The 13,462-nt window shown below is 67.8% G+C and carries 15 protein-coding genes; 7 read left to right on the plus strand and 8 right to left on the minus strand.

The features are described 5' to 3' along the window. Positions 1-278: 278 nt before the first annotated feature. Positions 279-1,754: a CYTH and CHAD domain-containing protein gene (locus ACWGE0_RS36845; RefSeq protein ID WP_452265504.1), complete on the minus strand. Its 1,476-nt coding sequence runs from the start codon at positions 1,752-1,754 to the stop codon at positions 279-281. A 153-nt stretch (positions 1,755-1,907) separates the two neighbouring features. Here ACWGE0_RS36845 and ACWGE0_RS36850 point away from each other — a divergent pair, with 153 nt between their 5' ends. Genes ACWGE0_RS36850 through ACWGE0_RS36860 form a run of 3 tightly spaced genes read left to right on the plus strand, consistent with a single transcriptional unit; the run spans position 1,908 to position 3,506 of the window. Then, on the plus strand, positions 1,908-2,717 hold the full coding sequence (locus ACWGE0_RS36850; protein WP_452265505.1) for a hypothetical protein: 810 nt from the start codon (positions 1,908-1,910) through the stop codon (positions 2,715-2,717). A gap of 46 nt (positions 2,718-2,763) precedes the next feature. Further along, complete coding sequence (locus ACWGE0_RS36855; protein ID WP_452265506.1) at positions 2,764-3,198, plus strand: SRPBCC family protein; 435 nt, start codon at positions 2,764-2,766, stop codon at positions 3,196-3,198. After that, positions 3,195-3,506 carry an ArsR/SmtB family transcription factor gene (locus tag ACWGE0_RS36860; protein ID WP_452265507.1) on the plus strand — a complete coding sequence of 104 codons (312 nt, stop codon included), beginning with the start codon at positions 3,195-3,197 and terminating at the stop codon, positions 3,504-3,506. The genes ACWGE0_RS36855 and ACWGE0_RS36860 overlap by 4 nt, the downstream gene beginning before the upstream one ends. On the opposite strand, the gene ACWGE0_RS36865 is transcribed toward ACWGE0_RS36860, so the two are convergent. Together ACWGE0_RS36865 and ACWGE0_RS36870 are read right to left on the minus strand one after the other, a co-directional pair. Next, complete coding sequence (locus tag ACWGE0_RS36865) at positions 3,484-5,025, minus strand: amidohydrolase (RefSeq protein WP_452265508.1); 1,542 nt, start codon at positions 5,023-5,025, stop codon at positions 3,484-3,486. The genes ACWGE0_RS36860 and ACWGE0_RS36865 overlap by 23 nt on opposite strands. After that, positions 5,022-6,272: a lysine N(6)-hydroxylase/L-ornithine N(5)-oxygenase family protein gene (locus ACWGE0_RS36870; protein WP_452265509.1), complete on the minus strand. Its 1,251-nt coding sequence runs from the start codon at positions 6,270-6,272 to the stop codon at positions 5,022-5,024. The genes ACWGE0_RS36865 and ACWGE0_RS36870 overlap by 4 nt, the downstream gene beginning before the upstream one ends. A gap of 92 nt (positions 6,273-6,364) precedes the next feature. Here ACWGE0_RS36870 and ACWGE0_RS36875 point away from each other — a divergent pair, with 92 nt between their 5' ends. Both ACWGE0_RS36875 and ACWGE0_RS36880 read left to right on the plus strand, forming a co-directional pair. Next, entirely contained in the window at positions 6,365-7,312 is a 948-nt protein-coding gene (locus ACWGE0_RS36875; protein WP_452265510.1) for a methionyl-tRNA formyltransferase, read from the plus strand. Between the two features lie 63 nt (positions 7,313-7,375). Beyond that, complete coding sequence (locus tag ACWGE0_RS36880; protein ID WP_452265511.1) at positions 7,376-8,026, plus strand: HNH endonuclease family protein; 651 nt, start codon at positions 7,376-7,378, stop codon at positions 8,024-8,026. Positions 8,027-8,128: 102 nt separating this feature from the next. Here the strand turns inward: ACWGE0_RS36880 and ACWGE0_RS36885 are convergent, their stop codons facing one another. Continuing rightward, positions 8,129-8,809 (minus strand): hypothetical protein, encoded by a 681-nt coding sequence (locus tag ACWGE0_RS36885; RefSeq protein WP_319967975.1) that lies wholly within the window; start codon positions 8,807-8,809, stop codon positions 8,129-8,131. 285 nt (positions 8,810-9,094) lie between these two features. Here ACWGE0_RS36885 and ACWGE0_RS36890 point away from each other — a divergent pair, with 285 nt between their 5' ends. Continuing rightward, positions 9,095-9,352 carry a hypothetical protein gene (locus ACWGE0_RS36890; RefSeq protein ID WP_452265512.1) on the plus strand — a complete coding sequence of 86 codons (258 nt, stop codon included), beginning with the start codon at positions 9,095-9,097 and terminating at the stop codon, positions 9,350-9,352. On the opposite strand, the gene ACWGE0_RS36895 is transcribed toward ACWGE0_RS36890, so the two are convergent. Both ACWGE0_RS36895 and ACWGE0_RS36900 read right to left on the minus strand, forming a co-directional pair. Beyond that, positions 9,349-9,618, minus strand: coding sequence for a DUF2277 domain-containing protein (locus ACWGE0_RS36895; protein ID WP_319967977.1), 270 nt, complete (start codon positions 9,616-9,618; stop codon positions 9,349-9,351). The genes ACWGE0_RS36890 and ACWGE0_RS36895 overlap by 4 nt on opposite strands. Before the next feature lie 32 nt (positions 9,619-9,650). Further along, positions 9,651-10,226: a helix-turn-helix domain-containing protein gene (locus ACWGE0_RS36900; protein WP_452265513.1), complete on the minus strand. Its 576-nt coding sequence runs from the start codon at positions 10,224-10,226 to the stop codon at positions 9,651-9,653. Between the two features lie 50 nt (positions 10,227-10,276). Between ACWGE0_RS36900 and ACWGE0_RS36905 the strand changes: the two genes are divergently transcribed. After that, the gene (locus tag ACWGE0_RS36905; RefSeq protein ID WP_452265514.1) at positions 10,277-11,092 is read left to right on the plus strand and encodes an NAD(P)/FAD-dependent oxidoreductase; all 816 of its coding nucleotides are present in this window, start codon (positions 10,277-10,279) and stop codon (positions 11,090-11,092) included. Here ACWGE0_RS36905 and ACWGE0_RS36910 read toward each other — a convergent pair. Together ACWGE0_RS36910 and ACWGE0_RS36915 are read right to left on the minus strand one after the other, a co-directional pair. Then, a complete protein-coding gene (locus tag ACWGE0_RS36910) occupies positions 11,073-12,785 on the minus strand; it encodes a sensor histidine kinase (protein ID WP_452265515.1) in 1,713 nt (570 codons plus the stop codon). The two genes, ACWGE0_RS36905 and ACWGE0_RS36910, sit on opposite strands and share 20 nt — an antisense overlap. Beyond that, complete coding sequence (locus ACWGE0_RS36915; protein WP_452265516.1) at positions 12,782-13,447, minus strand: response regulator; 666 nt, start codon at positions 13,445-13,447, stop codon at positions 12,782-12,784. Before ACWGE0_RS36915 ends, ACWGE0_RS36910 begins: the two co-directional genes overlap by 4 nt. Between the last annotated feature and the right edge of the window lie 15 nt (positions 13,448-13,462).

The following is a 13,462-nucleotide window of genomic DNA, read 5'->3' on the forward strand; positions in this document are numbered from 1 at the left end:
GACGAAAAGCGTGTCCGTTTGACACCCCTGCCTGGTTGCAGCGAGTGCTGAGGCACGACTCGTGACGGGGACCCGCCCGGAGCGCTGTTTCAAGATTTAAGGACGCCTCGGCTTCGCCTTCGGGACTGCTCGCCTGCGGCTTCGCTTGAGGGCCTCGCCTTTCGGCTTCGGCTTGCCTTCGGCCTCGCGCGATCAAACCTCGCGGGAGTGTCAGACCCTTTGAGTACGTTGGGTCGCGGGGGACGGAATTCGAGGGGGTACCCCTGCGCGAGCCTGCGTCAGAGATGTTCCTTGGTCAGCTTTCGCCACAGCGCGGGGAGTGCGGCCTCGGTCCGGTGGGCCAGCTCCACTTCCTTGCCGTAGAGCAGGCCGAAGGTGAAGCCGTTCTCGTCGCCCCGGCCTAGTTCCAGGAGGACGGGGCGCGCCACCACCGAGTCTTGGTGGTCGCCCAGGAGGGTTTGGACGTCCTTGGCTCGCTTGCGGAGGTGGGTGGCGTGGGAGCCGAGGGCTGGTTCGGCCACTTCGGCGCTGTAGCGGAGGCGTTTGGCTGCCTTGCGGGCTTCGTGGAGGGGTTCGTCGTTGTTGTTGGCCTGCAAGGCTGCCTCTACGCGGACGTCCAAGCGGTGGCGGGCCTTTTCCACGAGTTTGGGCAGGATGTCCTTGGCCTTGCCGGATGCCTGTTTGGTCAGGGGAGGGGAGGCCAGGAGGGTGTCGATCGCGTTGAGGAGGGTGAAGTAGCGCTTGTCGTCCAGGGCGGCCACGGAGTCCTTGTGCGCCTTGGCTTCCAGTGGGGCGAAGTGGCGGGTCATGCGGGCGGCCACGTCGCCCAGGGCCAGTTCTGGGGGGAGGGTGTGCAGGGCGTCTTCGAAGCGCATGCGGAGGACTTCCAGGTCGCGGGAGGTGCCTAGGACTGAGGCCAGCCACTTGAGTTCGTCGGTCAGGGTGCGGGTGGAGTCGCGGTCGACGATTTTGCCGAAAGCCTGCAGGGCCGAGCGCATGCGGCGGGTGGCCACGCGCATCTGGTGGACGGCGTCGTCCTCGTTGCGGCGGACGCGCGGGTCCTGGTTCTGCAGTGCGGCGCGTTGTTCGTGGAGGTAGGCGAGGACCACTTCGCCTGCGGTGGACTTCTTGGTGATGGTCGGGATGGCGTCGCGTTTCACGCCGATCACCTGGGACAGCTTGGACTTCGAGGAGGACGGGTGGATGCCTGCCTCGCCGAGGTGCTGTTCGACGGTGTCGAGGAGTTTGCGGTCGCCGCCTTCGCCCAGTTCGACTTCGATCTCGCGCCAGGAGGTGGTTGTCGTTGAGGAGCCCATGGTTTGGGCGGTCACGACGTCGTCGACCACCTCGGCGAGGAGTTGGCCGGTGTTGTCGGTCAGTTGCCAGCGGCGGCGGTTCGTCCTGATCTCGGCCACCGGGCCCAGGCCGTTGCCTCGGGTGTGGGCGCGCACGAGGGAGGAGAGGTCCTTCGGGGGGTGCTTCACCGCGCGGCCCAGGGGGACGCGGACCTCTTGGCGGGTGTCTGCTTCGCCTGCTGGGAGTTTGAGGTGCCAGCCCTCGTCGTCGCCGCCCACCCGGCGGCGCAGGGTTACGCCGGCGCGGGCCAGGCGGTAGTCGTCGGTGTCGAAGTAGGTGGCTTCGAGGTCGAACACTTCCGGGCCGGTGGCCACGCCGGTGATGTCCGTGAGGTCCGGCAGACTCGCGTCCGATGGTGCCTCGTACTTGCGTTCGGTCTCAGTAACGGAGGTCGCCATTTTCTATTAATACCTCGTTTCGTCGCAGTTCACCCAGTGTGGTGACGGTGCGTGAGGGGTGGATGCCACGGGCGGGCGGAAACCTCGCCTCGAATGCGTGTAATTGGTGTGGGGTGTCTTGGCGGGGGTGGGTCTGTCCGGTTCGCTGGTTGCGTGCCCACGGAGAAGGAACGGCTTGACCTGGTCGAGCCGCAGGTCGCCACGTTGATCAGTCATGTCGGTCAGCTCACCGCCGAGCTGGAACGCGTCACGGCGCGGCTGACGGTGCTGGAACGGCGGCTGTCCGGCGCCGGTGACGGGCCGCTGGTCGATCTCGACGCGGTTGCCGAGGACATCGAGCCGCTGGTCGACGCGCTGCGCAAGGGGTGGGACGCCGAGACCGAGATCCTCGCAGATCCGGCTCGGGTCGAGTTGCGGCAGGAAGTGCTGGAGTTCGACGGGCTCAAGGCCCGGCGGGACGACGCCCGGTCCAAACTGGACGGTGGCAGGGTGCCGCGGTTCGAACGGGACGCGCTGTCGCACGAGGTCCGCCAGATGGAGTGGCTGATCAACGCGAACGAGGCCAGTGCGAAGCGGGCGGCCGAGCGGTTGGAGGCCGACGAGGACGCGACCGCTGAGGACTGGCGCACCGAGGCCGTGCTCGCCGGGGACAAGGCTCGCGGTGAGATCAAGGACGCGGCCGCGCGGCGCATCTCGGCGGCGCTCGGGCAGTACGCGCGCATGCCCGTGTGGTTCCGGGTGGGGCTGGGTGAGATTCCGACGCCCGACCCGTCGTTCTGGCTGGAGTCCGCGATCGCCGTGCTCGCGTACCGGCTGGAGTACGGCGTCACGGACGCGGTCTCGCCGCTGGGCACTCCGCCGTCGGCGTCGTCCGGCAGCGAGAACTGGGTTCGGCGCACGAACGTCTACGCGGACATCACGGACCGGCTCACGACGCTGGCCGCCACGTTCCACCTGCAGTAGTCTTTCTGCAACCGGAGGGTTGCAGGAGGTGGCAGGAGGTGTGACTGTGGATCGAATCGAACGCGACGTGCTGATCAACGCGTCGCCGCAGCGCGTCTGGGCCGCGCTGACCTCGGCCGAGCACCTCGGCACGTGGTTCGGCGACGCCGGGGCGACGGTGTCGGGGCTCGAGCCCGGCGGTGAGGTCACGCTGACGTGGGCCGAGCACGGCACCGGGCGTGCGATCATCGAGAAGGTCGAGCCCGAGTCGTTCTTCTCGTGGCGCTGGTCCGGTCCGCTCGGGCCTGACCCGGTGCCCGGCAACGCGACGCTGGTCGAGTTCACGCTCACGCCCGCGGACGGCGGCACGCTGCTGCAGGTCGTGGAGAGCGGGTTCACGCAGCTCGACCTGCCGCCGGAGGACCAGGAGAAGTACGCGTCCGGCAACGTCGGCGGCTGGGGCCACGAACTGAACGAGCTGCGGGAGTACCTGGAGAAGTGAGTCAGGTCGACGATGTGCTGGCCGCGCTCGCAGATCCCATGCGCAGGCGGGTGCTTGATCTGGTCGCGGCGAAAGGGCCGGTCTCGGCGTCGGCGCTGGCCACCGAGCTGCCGGTGAGCCGGCAGGCGATCGTGAAACACCTGGGCGTGCTGGAGAAGGCCGAGCTGGTGGCGTCCGAGCGGGCCGGCCGGGAGAACAACTTCTCCGTGCGGTCCGGCGCGCTCGACGCCACCGCCACCTGGATGGCCTCGCTCGCCTCGCAGTGGGACCGGCGGCTGGCGGCGCTCAAGAAGATCGCTGAGGGGTGAGCACTCCGCCGACCATGGTGGCGAGAACGGGGATGTCCGCGATCGCGTTGCTGGTGCGCGGGTCGTCGCCGAGCACCACGAGGTCCGCGAGCTTGCCGGGCGTGATGCTGCCCAGCACGTGCTCCTTGCGGCACGCGTAGGCGCTGCCGAGCGTGTACGCACGGATCGCCTCCTCGACGGTGATCGCCTCGTCCGGTCCGACCGCCCGGCCGCCGGAGGACCTGCGCCGCACCATGAACTCGATGGCGCGCAACGGGGCCCCGTCCGCGACCGGCCGGTCCGAGCTGCCCGCGACGGTGATCCCGTGATCGAGGAACGACCGGCCGCGATACATCCAGGGTGCCCGTTTCTCGCCCATGATCACGCTGTAGTCGTCGCCGTACGCGAAGAGAAACGTCGGCTGGACAACAGGAATCAGTCCGAGCGCCGCGATTCGTCCTAGCTGATCAGGGCGAACAAGGCCGCAGTGCTCGATCCGGTGCCTCGCGTCGGCGCGTGGTCGTTGCCGTTGTGCCTCGGCCACCGCGTTCAGCGCGAAGTCGATCGCGCGGTCGCCGATCGCGTGGATCGCGAGCTGCCACCCGGCGTGATGGCCGTCGATGATCGCCGCCCGCATGAACTCGTCGGTGTCGGCGAGCTGGCCGCGATTGCCGGTGCCCGCGTAGGGCTCGGACAACGCCGCCGTGCGCGCGATCATGCCGCCGTCGGTCCACAGCTTCATGGCGCCCAACGACAGCATGTCGTCGCCGAACCCGGTGTGCAGGCCGAGGTCGATCGCCCGCGCGATGCCGTCCGCGGGATCAGCGGCCACCTCGCCCAACACGTGCGCGGAGACCATGAGCTGCACGCGGATCGGCAGCTTCGCCCGTTGGTAGGCGGCTGCTTCCAGCGGGCTGCTGGCGATGAGCCCGGCGCCGATGCCCGCCTCCGCGCACATCGTCACGCCCTCGGCCAGAACCTGTTGCGCGCTCTCGTGCAGGTCGGCGGTGATCTCCTCGATCGAGTGGGGTAGCCGCAACGACCGCGCGGCCAGCTGCTCGTTCTCGGTCAGCCAGCCGTCGCTGGTGATCTCCGGAAGCTGGTTCAGCACGGCGGAGTTCACCACGCACGCGTGCCCGGAGATGTCCGCGAGGTAGATCGGCCGGTCGCCGGTGACCGGGTCCAGGTCCGCGGCTGTCAACGGGTGGTCCATGATCCGCCGGTCGTAGCCGGACGCCTCGATCCAGCCCTCACCCGGTGCGCCGGACAGCCGTTCGCGCACCTGGGCCGCGGTGGTCAGCCCCGTCACGTCGATGGTCCGGCGCGAGCGGCCGTTCCACGCGAGATGCGTGTGGGCGTCGATGAAACCCGGCAGCACCACGGCGTTGCCGAGGTCGACTGTCTCGGTGGCGGACAGGTCCGCGACCTGCTCGTCCAGCCCGGCGACGCGGCCCTGCCAGATGCCGATCGTGTGTGCGGCGGGACGTGCCGGGTCCATCGTGAGGGCCCGGCAGCCCGTCAGTTTGAGATCGAGTTTCACGCGGTCGCGAGGACCGGCACTGGGGTGTTGGTCAGCACGGACGTCAGGATCTCACCCGAACGCACCGCGACGTTGGAAAGGAGCGACGACGTGATGCCGTGCGAGTGCTCGGTGCCGCCCTGCAGGTAGATGCCGCCGCGCAGGGAGGTCTGCACGCGGTAGTCGCGGCCCACGACCAGACGGCCCGCATCGTCCCGTGCGCAGGTCTCGTCGAGTGAACCGAGAACCGGCGCGGCCTCGTCGTATCCGGTCGCGAGCAGCACGAGATCCGTGTCGACGTACTCCTGCTCGCCGGTGACGAGCGACTGGATCACCGCTCGCGCCCCGGTCGCGGACTCCTCGACGGCGACGAGCCGGGTCATGTTCATCATCTTCAGCCGCTGCGCGCCGAGGACCTTCTCCTGGTACTCGGTGCGGTAGAGCTGCGTGATGAGGTCGATGTCGACCACGGAGTAGTTGGTGTTGCGGTGGTAGTCCATCAACCGCTGCTTCACGGCGTCCGGTGCGTCGTAGTAGTGGTCGACGGCCTCGGGGTCGAAGATCCGGTTCGCGAACGAGCTGTCGTCCGCCGGGCTGTAGCCGTAGCGGGAGAACACCGAGCACACCTCGGCGCCGGGGAACTCGCGGTGCAGGTAGGCCACGGCCTCCGCGGCGCTCTGGCCCGCGCCCACGACGACGCACCGCTTCGGGTCGCTCAGCTCGCCGACCCTGTGCAGGAACTGGCTGTTGTGCCACACGCGGTCCGACAGCGCGATGCCCTCCGGCACGGTCGGGCGCAGTCCGGTGGCGAAGACGAGGTTGCGGGCGTGGTACACGTCACCAGTGGCCGTTGTCACCTCGAACAGGTCGTCCTGGATCGCTTCCACGCCAACGGCTTCGGTGTTGTAGGCGACCACGTCGTCGACCTGCGCCGCCGCCCACTCGAAGTAGTCGTGGAACTCGACGCGCAGCGGGAACAGGTTCTTGTGGTTGACGAAGTCGACCAGCCGGCCGCGGTCCCGCAGGTAGCAGAGGAACGAGAAGCGGCTGGTGGGGTTCCTCATGGTGACCAGGTCCTTGAGGAACGAGACCTGCATGGTGGCGTCGTCGAGCAACATGCCCCGATGCCAGCCGAACGCTTGCTGGCGTTCGAGAAACACCGCGGTGACAGGGGTTTCGGCCTGCTCGTTGTGCTCGGTGAGAGCGATGGCGAGCGCCAGGTTCGAAGGACCGAACCCGATACCGACGATGTCGTAGATCGGATGCATGAGCACCTAACTTAGGGAAGCCTAAGCTCACTTGGCAAGTCGCAGTTAGGTTAGCCTGACCGTATCGCACCGGAGTAGAGGAGGGCACCCCCATGAGGGTCGTCATGTTCGGGTTCCAGACCTGGGGTCATCGCACCCTGCAGGCACTTTTGGCGTCCGAGCACGAGGTCGTCCTGGTGGTGACCCACCCGAAGGGTGAGGGCGCGTACGAGAAGGTCTGGAGCGATTCGGTCGAGGAGCTGGCGCGCGAGAACGGCGTGGAGGTGCTCATCCGCGAACGTCCGGAGGACCAGGAGCTGCTCGACGCGCTCAAGGCCGCCGACCCGGACGTGATCGTCGCCTGCAACTGGCGCACCTGGATCCCGCCGCAGGTCTTCGCGCTGCCCAAGCGCGGCACGCTGAACGTGCACGACTCGCTGCTGCCGAAGTACGCGGGCTTCTCGCCGTTGATCTGGGCGCTTCTCAACGACGAGAAGGAAGTCGGCGTGACGGCGCACATGATGGACGACACACTCGACGCCGGCGACATCGTGTTGCAGCGCTCGGTTCCGGTCGGCCCGCGCGACACGACGGCCGACCTGTTCGCCAAGACGCTCGAGCTCTTCGGCCCGATCACCGTCGATGGCCTCGCGGAGATCGCGTCCGGCCGCACCGAGTTCACCAAGCAGGACCGTTCGCAGGCCTCGTTCTTCCACAAGCGCGCCGAGGAGGACCTGCGGATCGACTTCACCTGGACCGCCGAGGAACTCGACCGGCTGGTGCGCGCCCAGTGCGCGCCGTACCCGAGCGCGTTCTGCTTCCACCGCGGCCAGCGCCTGGAGATCATCGAGGCGGACGTCTCCGCCGAGGTCTACGGCGGCACCCCCGGCCGCATCTTCTACCGCGAGGGCGACGGCGTGACGATCGTCGCCGGCACCGAGGCGCGGCGCGGCCGCAGCAAGGCGTTGCTGGTCAAGAAGGTTCGCACCGCCGACGGCACCGAGCTCAAGGCCCACGAGTACTTCAAGCACATGGGCGGTTACCTCACCTCCCGACCGTAACAACGACATGCCGATCACGGGCCGGTTGACCGGTCCGTGATCGGCATGCCCGATCATGAGCGAATGAATCGCGCGGCGGTGACGTCACTGGTGGTCTTCGTGCTGCTGGTGGCAGTGGGCTGGTACCTGACGAATCTCCAGTCATCCCAGGAGAAAACGCCCACGACGCCCGCACCCACCGGACCCGCTCCCGCCGGCTCGTCCGACCTGGGCGCGGTGAAGATCGCGCCGGAAGGCAAGATGGCCGGCTACAGCCGCGACCGCTTCCCGCACTGGGCCTCGCAGGGAAACTCCTGTGACACCAGGGAGATCGTGCTGCAGCGCCAGGGTGCCGACGTGAAGTCGGACAAGGACTGCAAGGCCGTCTCCGGCACCTGGAACAGCGTCTACGACGGCGTGGCGATCAAGGACGCCGGTGAGGTCGACATCGACCACACCGTGCCGCTGGCCGAAGCATGGCGTTCCGGCGCGGACAAGTGGACCGACGACGAGCGCAAGGCGTTCGCCAACGACCTCGGCGGCATCCAGCTGATCGCCGTGACGGCGAAGTCGAACCGGTCCAAGGGCGACCAGGACCCGGCGAAGTGGAAGCCGCCGGTGCAGACGTACTGGTGCACCTACGCGCAGCACTGGATCTCGGTGAAGATCACCTACAAGCTCACGGCCGACCAGCCGGAGCACGACGCGCTCGCCGTGATGCTCAAGGCCTGCTGAGCTGAGTTTTGAACGAGTAACCAGCACGGGAAGGTGTTCCCCGAGGAGCGCCGGAGCGCTGACGCAGCCCGACCCCCCGGACGGGCTGCGTCGTCGGCCGCTCTAGACCGCGTGTACCGACTCGAACAGCCCGGACAGCTTCCAGTGCGTCACGTAGCCCATCGCCTCGGCCGCGATCAGCACGTCCAGCTTCCCGAGGTTGGTGCGCACCGGCATCTGGTACGCCTTGCCGCGCCGCACGTCGAGCACCATCGGCGTGGCGCCGGGCAACGTGTCGGCGATGGTGTGCTGCAGGATCCGCAGCCCGACGTTCGCCGCCTCCCTGGTCAGCGGCAGCTCCTTGGCGTGCACGAGCACCGCGTAGGTCGACCCGTCCTTCTTGCGCAGCCCCAGGTGCGGGCGGACCTTCAAGGTCAGCTCGCCTGCGCGGTAGGTGGCAGGCTCGACCGGGACGCCGGTGGCCTTGAACGACGCCAGCCAGGGCAGGAAGCCGTCGGCGATCTCCTCGAACGCCCGCGGCTGGCCCGTGCGGTTGGCGTTCATGACCGCCTTCTTCAGCTCCAGTTCAGGTTCGGTGGAGTTGACCGCTCGTCGCATGGCGTCGCGGATCGGGTTGTAGAACCCGCACACCTTGGTATCGGAGGCCAGGTACATCCCCCGCTGTTCCGACACGATGTTGATGCGTCCACGCTGACCGCTCATGACGTACTCGGTGAACGACAGTGCGGTGACGCTGACGTTGTTGTCCGGCAACGCTTTCTCCCCTCGTACCGCCTTCTTCACCTGACGTTATCCGAGAGGTCTGACAAAAACGGCGCTGCTCCAAACGGTGTAACGACTACGCAGAGTAGAGCGACTACCCGTGTGGGCTACACACAAAGTTGCGACGTGGGCCTCAATCGGTAAACGGACCGTGACGGACTGGCGACCGATCATGACGATGACCGTTCGTCTGCCGTTCGCCGACTCTCACCGAACGCTCACCGCACGACAGGCGGAAGTCACCCTGCGTAGAAGATCAACTTAGGAGAATAGGTCCTACAGGAGGAATCACGGCGAGGGAGCACGATGGCGGTAAAGGCGGAGCGTTCACCCGATAGAGCGGGTGACGTAGAGGTTCCGCAGCCGCGGCAGCCGACGAGGTGGCTGGTCCACCCCGACCACTGGCCGCACGCGATGCAGGTGACGGTCATCCTCGTGCTGATCGCGCTGCTGCTGTGGGCCATCGCCGTCACGCTCGGCCCCGACCAGGCGTTCATCGTCGGGTCCGCGGGTGTCGCCGCCAAGCTCATCTGCATGTACCTCGACACCCGCGACCGGAACTAGCGTCCGTAGCGCTCGGCTGATCGCGCCTTCGCTTTCGCTGCCTCGACCTCGCGGTCCTTCGGCGGCGCCGTCGTGACCAGCGCGTCGAGCAGTTCCTGGGTCGCCGCCGCGACCGCCGCGACCGCCTTGTCGAACGCGGCCTGGTTCGCCGCCGACGGTTTCGCCGCCCCGCTCACCTTGCGTACGTACTGCACCGCTGCGGCCTGCACCTCGTCAGACGTCGCCGGCGGTTCGAAGTTGTGGAGCACCCGGATGTTTCGGCACATGCCTCCACTATGACCGCTGCGGCGGAGCCGCACTACGACCGCTGTGGCGGCGCGGCGCGGGTGTGGATGCGTTCCCCCTGCTTGCCGAACAGGCTGATGATCTCGGCCGGGTTGCCGTCCGCGCTGCTCAGAGCATGTGGCTGGCGGCAGTCGAACTCCGCCACCTCGCCGGCGCGCAGCACGACCTCCTTGTCTCCGAGCCGCAACCGGATCCGTCCGCTGAGCACGTAGAACCACTCGTAGCCCTCGTGCACGCGCGGTTCGTGCAGCGTGGTCTCGGTGATGATCATCTTCCACGCCTGCATCGGCCCGATCGACCTGGTCAGCGGAATGCCGACGCGGCCGTGGTCGAGTTCGCGCGGCTTCATCGTGACGCGCGGATCGCCCACCTCGGGCGCGCCCACCAGGTCGTCCAGCGACACCTGGTAGGTCCGCGACAACGGCAGCAGCAGCTCCAGCGTGGGTTTGCGCTGGTCGGACTCAAGACGGGACAGCGTCGACTTCGAGATGCCCGTCATCTCGGACAGCGTCGCCAGCGTGAGGTCGTGCTCGGCGCGCAACGCTGCGAGCCGCTGTCCCAAGGTCGCGAAGTTCGCCGTTGTTGCCATAACGGCAACTTACTTTGCCAAAACTGGACTGTCGACCGCACTGTGGAGCCATGGGATACGAAGTGGTGATCATTGGTGGGGGAGCGGCCGGACTGAGTGCCGCCCTGATGCTGACCAGGGCGCGCCGCAGCGTGCTCGTGGTCGACGGTGCCGAGCCGCGCAACAAGCCGGCCGCGCACATGCACAACTACCTCTCTCGTGACGGGCTTTCGCCGTTGGACCTGCTCAAGCACGGTCGCGCGGAGGTCGAGGGCTACGGCGGAGAGATCGTCAACGACCAGGTCAAGGACGTGACGAAGACCGATGACGGGTTCGCGGTCGAGCTGTCCGGACGGACTGTCCACGCGCAGCGCCTGCTGTTCGCGACCGGCCTGGTCGACGAGGTGCCGGACGTCCTGCGCGACCGCTGGGGCCGCGACGTCTTCGGTTGTCCGTACTGCCACGGCTACGAGGTCCGCGACCAGAAGCTCGTGGTGTTCGGCGAGGAGATGAAGGTCGCGCTGGTCCGGCAGTGGTCGGCGGACGTCACCCACGTGCCGACGGTGGACGGCATCGAGGTGGAGGACGACCGGCTCGTCGCGGTGATCTCCGGCTCGGAGCGCATCCCCGCTGACGCGCTCGTGTACTCCGCACCGATGAAACCGCGCGACGAGTTCCTGCTGGCGTTGGGTGCCGAAACGGCGGAGACCATGGCTGGTCTGTTCGTGCGCACGGACGACAAGGGCCGCACGAGCGTGCCCGGTGTCTACGCGGCAGGCAACGTCACGGACCCGGCGGCCATCGTGATCGTCGCCGCCGCACAGGGTGCGCAGGCGGCCGGGATGATCAACATGGACCTGCTGGGCCTCATGCCAGCGGCAGGCTGATCCGGAACGTCGAACCGCTGCCGAGCACGCTGGTCGCGGACACCGTGCCGCCGTGCGCCTCGACCAGGTGCCGGGTGATCGCGAGACCGAGCCCGCTGCCACCCGTGCGGCGGCTGCGGGACTTGTCCGCGCGCCAGAACCTGTCGAACACGTGCGGCACGTCGTCCGGCGCGATCCCGGTGCCGGTGTCCCGCACCTCGATGATCGCATTGTCGGCTTCCTGGAACAGCTTCACGACGACCTCGCCGCCCGGTGGGGTGTAGCGGACGGCGTTCGCGACGAGGTTGCCGAGCGCCTGCCGCAGCCGCACCGGGTCCGCGCTGATGTGCACCGGCGTGATCTCCGCCCGCAGCAGGATCTCGCGGTTCTGTTGCGCGTTCACGACCTGGTCGACCACGTCGTCGAGCGAGATCGGCTCGGGGTGCAGCCGCAACGTGCCGGCGTCGGCCTGTGCCAGGTCGTGCAGGTCGTCCACGAGTCGTTGCAGCAGAAGGGATTCCTCCAGCAGCATGCCGATCAGGTGCGGGTCCGGCTCTGCCAGCCCGTCCTGCGTCGCCTCCAGCCAGCCGGTGATGTTGCCCAACGGCGTGCGCAACTCGTGCGCTACGTCGCTGACCATGGCCTGGCGCTGGCGTTCGGTCTCGGCGAGCTTCTCGGACATCGCGTTGAACGACTTGGCCAGCTCGCCGATCTCGCCCGCGCCACCGTCCACGCGCACGGCCCGATCGCCCTCCGCGGTGCGTTGGGTCGCGGCGGTGAGCGCGCGGATCGGCCGCACCAGCTGGGTCGCGGTGAGCCACGACGCGAATCCGGCCAGCGCGAGGATTCCCAGTGCCACCAACGTGATCCGGGTGGTGCCGGTCGTCGACAGGTCGATCGCCATCGGCTCTTCACCGGTCGGCGAGGTCAGGAAGAGGTAGGCGGGCGGGGCGACGTACGGCCGAAGCTGATCGCGACGCGCGCTGGTCATGCACGTCACCGCCTCCGGCGACGCGTCCCGGGCGACGGTGACGTCCCAGTCGAGCGACACCCGGCCACCCGCCTTGGCCAGGGGCTGCAGGCCAGGGGCGAGCCGGTCGAGGCATTCCACGAACAGTTGCTGGAGCTTTTCGTAGGCTGCCTGCTCCGTCGCCGTGAGCGTGTACAGCTGGTAGCCGACCTCGCACTCGTCCCACCTGGAGAACTGGCCGGGTTCGAGGTTGGAGAGTCGCGGCCTGCCGTTGGGAGCGTCCACGATCTGGATCTTGTCGTTGCACGCGGCGAGCTCCGTGGCGTAGAAGTGCAGCTTCTCCTTCTCCGGATCGCTGAGCTGGAACGGTCCGACCGCCCTGGGGTCGATCTTGCCGCTGACGTTGAGCGGGTCGACCGTGGCCTTGGGCGTGATGGGCAGCTGCGGTGAGTTCTCGTTGCCGGTGTCGACCAGCTTCTTGCCGTTGAGGTCGGTCAACGCGATGCGGCGGTTGTACTTCCGGGCGTATCCGTCCACTTCGGACTGGGCTGCCGTCCAGTCCTTGTGCTTGGCCGCGTAGTTCACCAGTTCGTCGAGGATCTGCGCGTCCGTCTCGAGCGCCTCGCCCTGCTCCTGCCGGATCGTGCCCGTGGTCGCCTGGCTCGCGAGCCAGGCCGTGACGGCGATCGAACAGGCCGCGATCACCAGGGAGAACAAGAAGAACCGAACGAGCAGGCTTTTCATACGAGCTTGTACCCAATGCCGTAGACGGTCAGCAGTCGCTCCGGCCGGCGCGGATCGGCCTCGATCTTGCGGCGCAGCTTCATCATGTGCACGTCGACCGTGCGCGCCGTGATGAAGCCGTCCTCCAACAACTGTTCGCGCGTGAACACCCGTTGCGGCTGCGCGGCCATCTTTGCCAGCAACCGGAACTCCGCCGGGGTGAGGCTCACCAGTTCGTCGTTGATGCGCACCTCGTGCCGGATCGGGTCGACCATCAGGTCGCCGACCTTGAGCACCGTGACGTTGGTTTCGCGCGCACGCCCGGTGCGTCGCAGGATCGTGCGCACCCGCGCCACCATCTGCCGCGGCCGGAACGGCTTGGTGATGTAGTCGTCCGCTCCCAGGTCGAACCCGAGCAGCACGTCGTCCTCAGTGGACCGGGCGGTGAGCAGCACGATCGGCACGTCCGACTCGGTGCGGATCGCGCGAATCACGTCGATGCCGTCCACCAGCGGCATCATCACGTCCAGCACCAGCAGATCGGGGTTGCGCCGCCGCGTCTCGTCGATCGCCGCCCGTCCGTCGTGGACGACCATCACGGAATGCCCGTCGTGCTCGAGGTACCGGCGCACGAGTTCCGCCTGGTTGAGGTTGTCCTCGGCCACGAGGATGTGGGCGCACACCAATGCAGTATGCAG

It is taken from the genome of Lentzea sp. NPDC054927, from assembly GCF_053610285.1.

Bases quoted from the DNA above. Each gene is read 5' to 3' on its own strand.
- ACWGE0_RS36845 (WP_452265504.1), bottom strand. From the start codon at position 1,754: ATGGCGACCTCCGTTACTGAGACCGAACGCAAGTACGAGGCACCATCG.
- ACWGE0_RS36870 (WP_452265509.1), bottom strand. From the start codon at position 6,272: ATGCATCCGATCTACGACATCGTCGGTATCGGGTTCGGTCCTTCGAAC.
- ACWGE0_RS36875 (WP_452265510.1), top strand. From the start codon at position 6,365: ATGAGGGTCGTCATGTTCGGGTTCCAGACCTGGGGTCATCGCACCCTG.
- ACWGE0_RS36880 (WP_452265511.1), top strand. From the start codon at position 7,376: ATGAATCGCGCGGCGGTGACGTCACTGGTGGTCTTCGTGCTGCTGGTG.
- ACWGE0_RS36890 (WP_452265512.1), top strand. From the start codon at position 9,095: ATGGCGGTAAAGGCGGAGCGTTCACCCGATAGAGCGGGTGACGTAGAG.
- ACWGE0_RS36895 (WP_319967977.1), bottom strand. From the start codon at position 9,618: ATGTGCCGAAACATCCGGGTGCTCCACAACTTCGAACCGCCGGCGACG.
- ACWGE0_RS36900 (WP_452265513.1), bottom strand. From the start codon at position 10,226: ATGGCAACAACGGCGAACTTCGCGACCTTGGGACAGCGGCTCGCAGCG.
- ACWGE0_RS36905 (WP_452265514.1), top strand. From the start codon at position 10,277: ATGGGATACGAAGTGGTGATCATTGGTGGGGGAGCGGCCGGACTGAGT.
- ACWGE0_RS36910 (WP_452265515.1), bottom strand. From the start codon at position 12,785: ATGAAAAGCCTGCTCGTTCGGTTCTTCTTGTTCTCCCTGGTGATCGCG.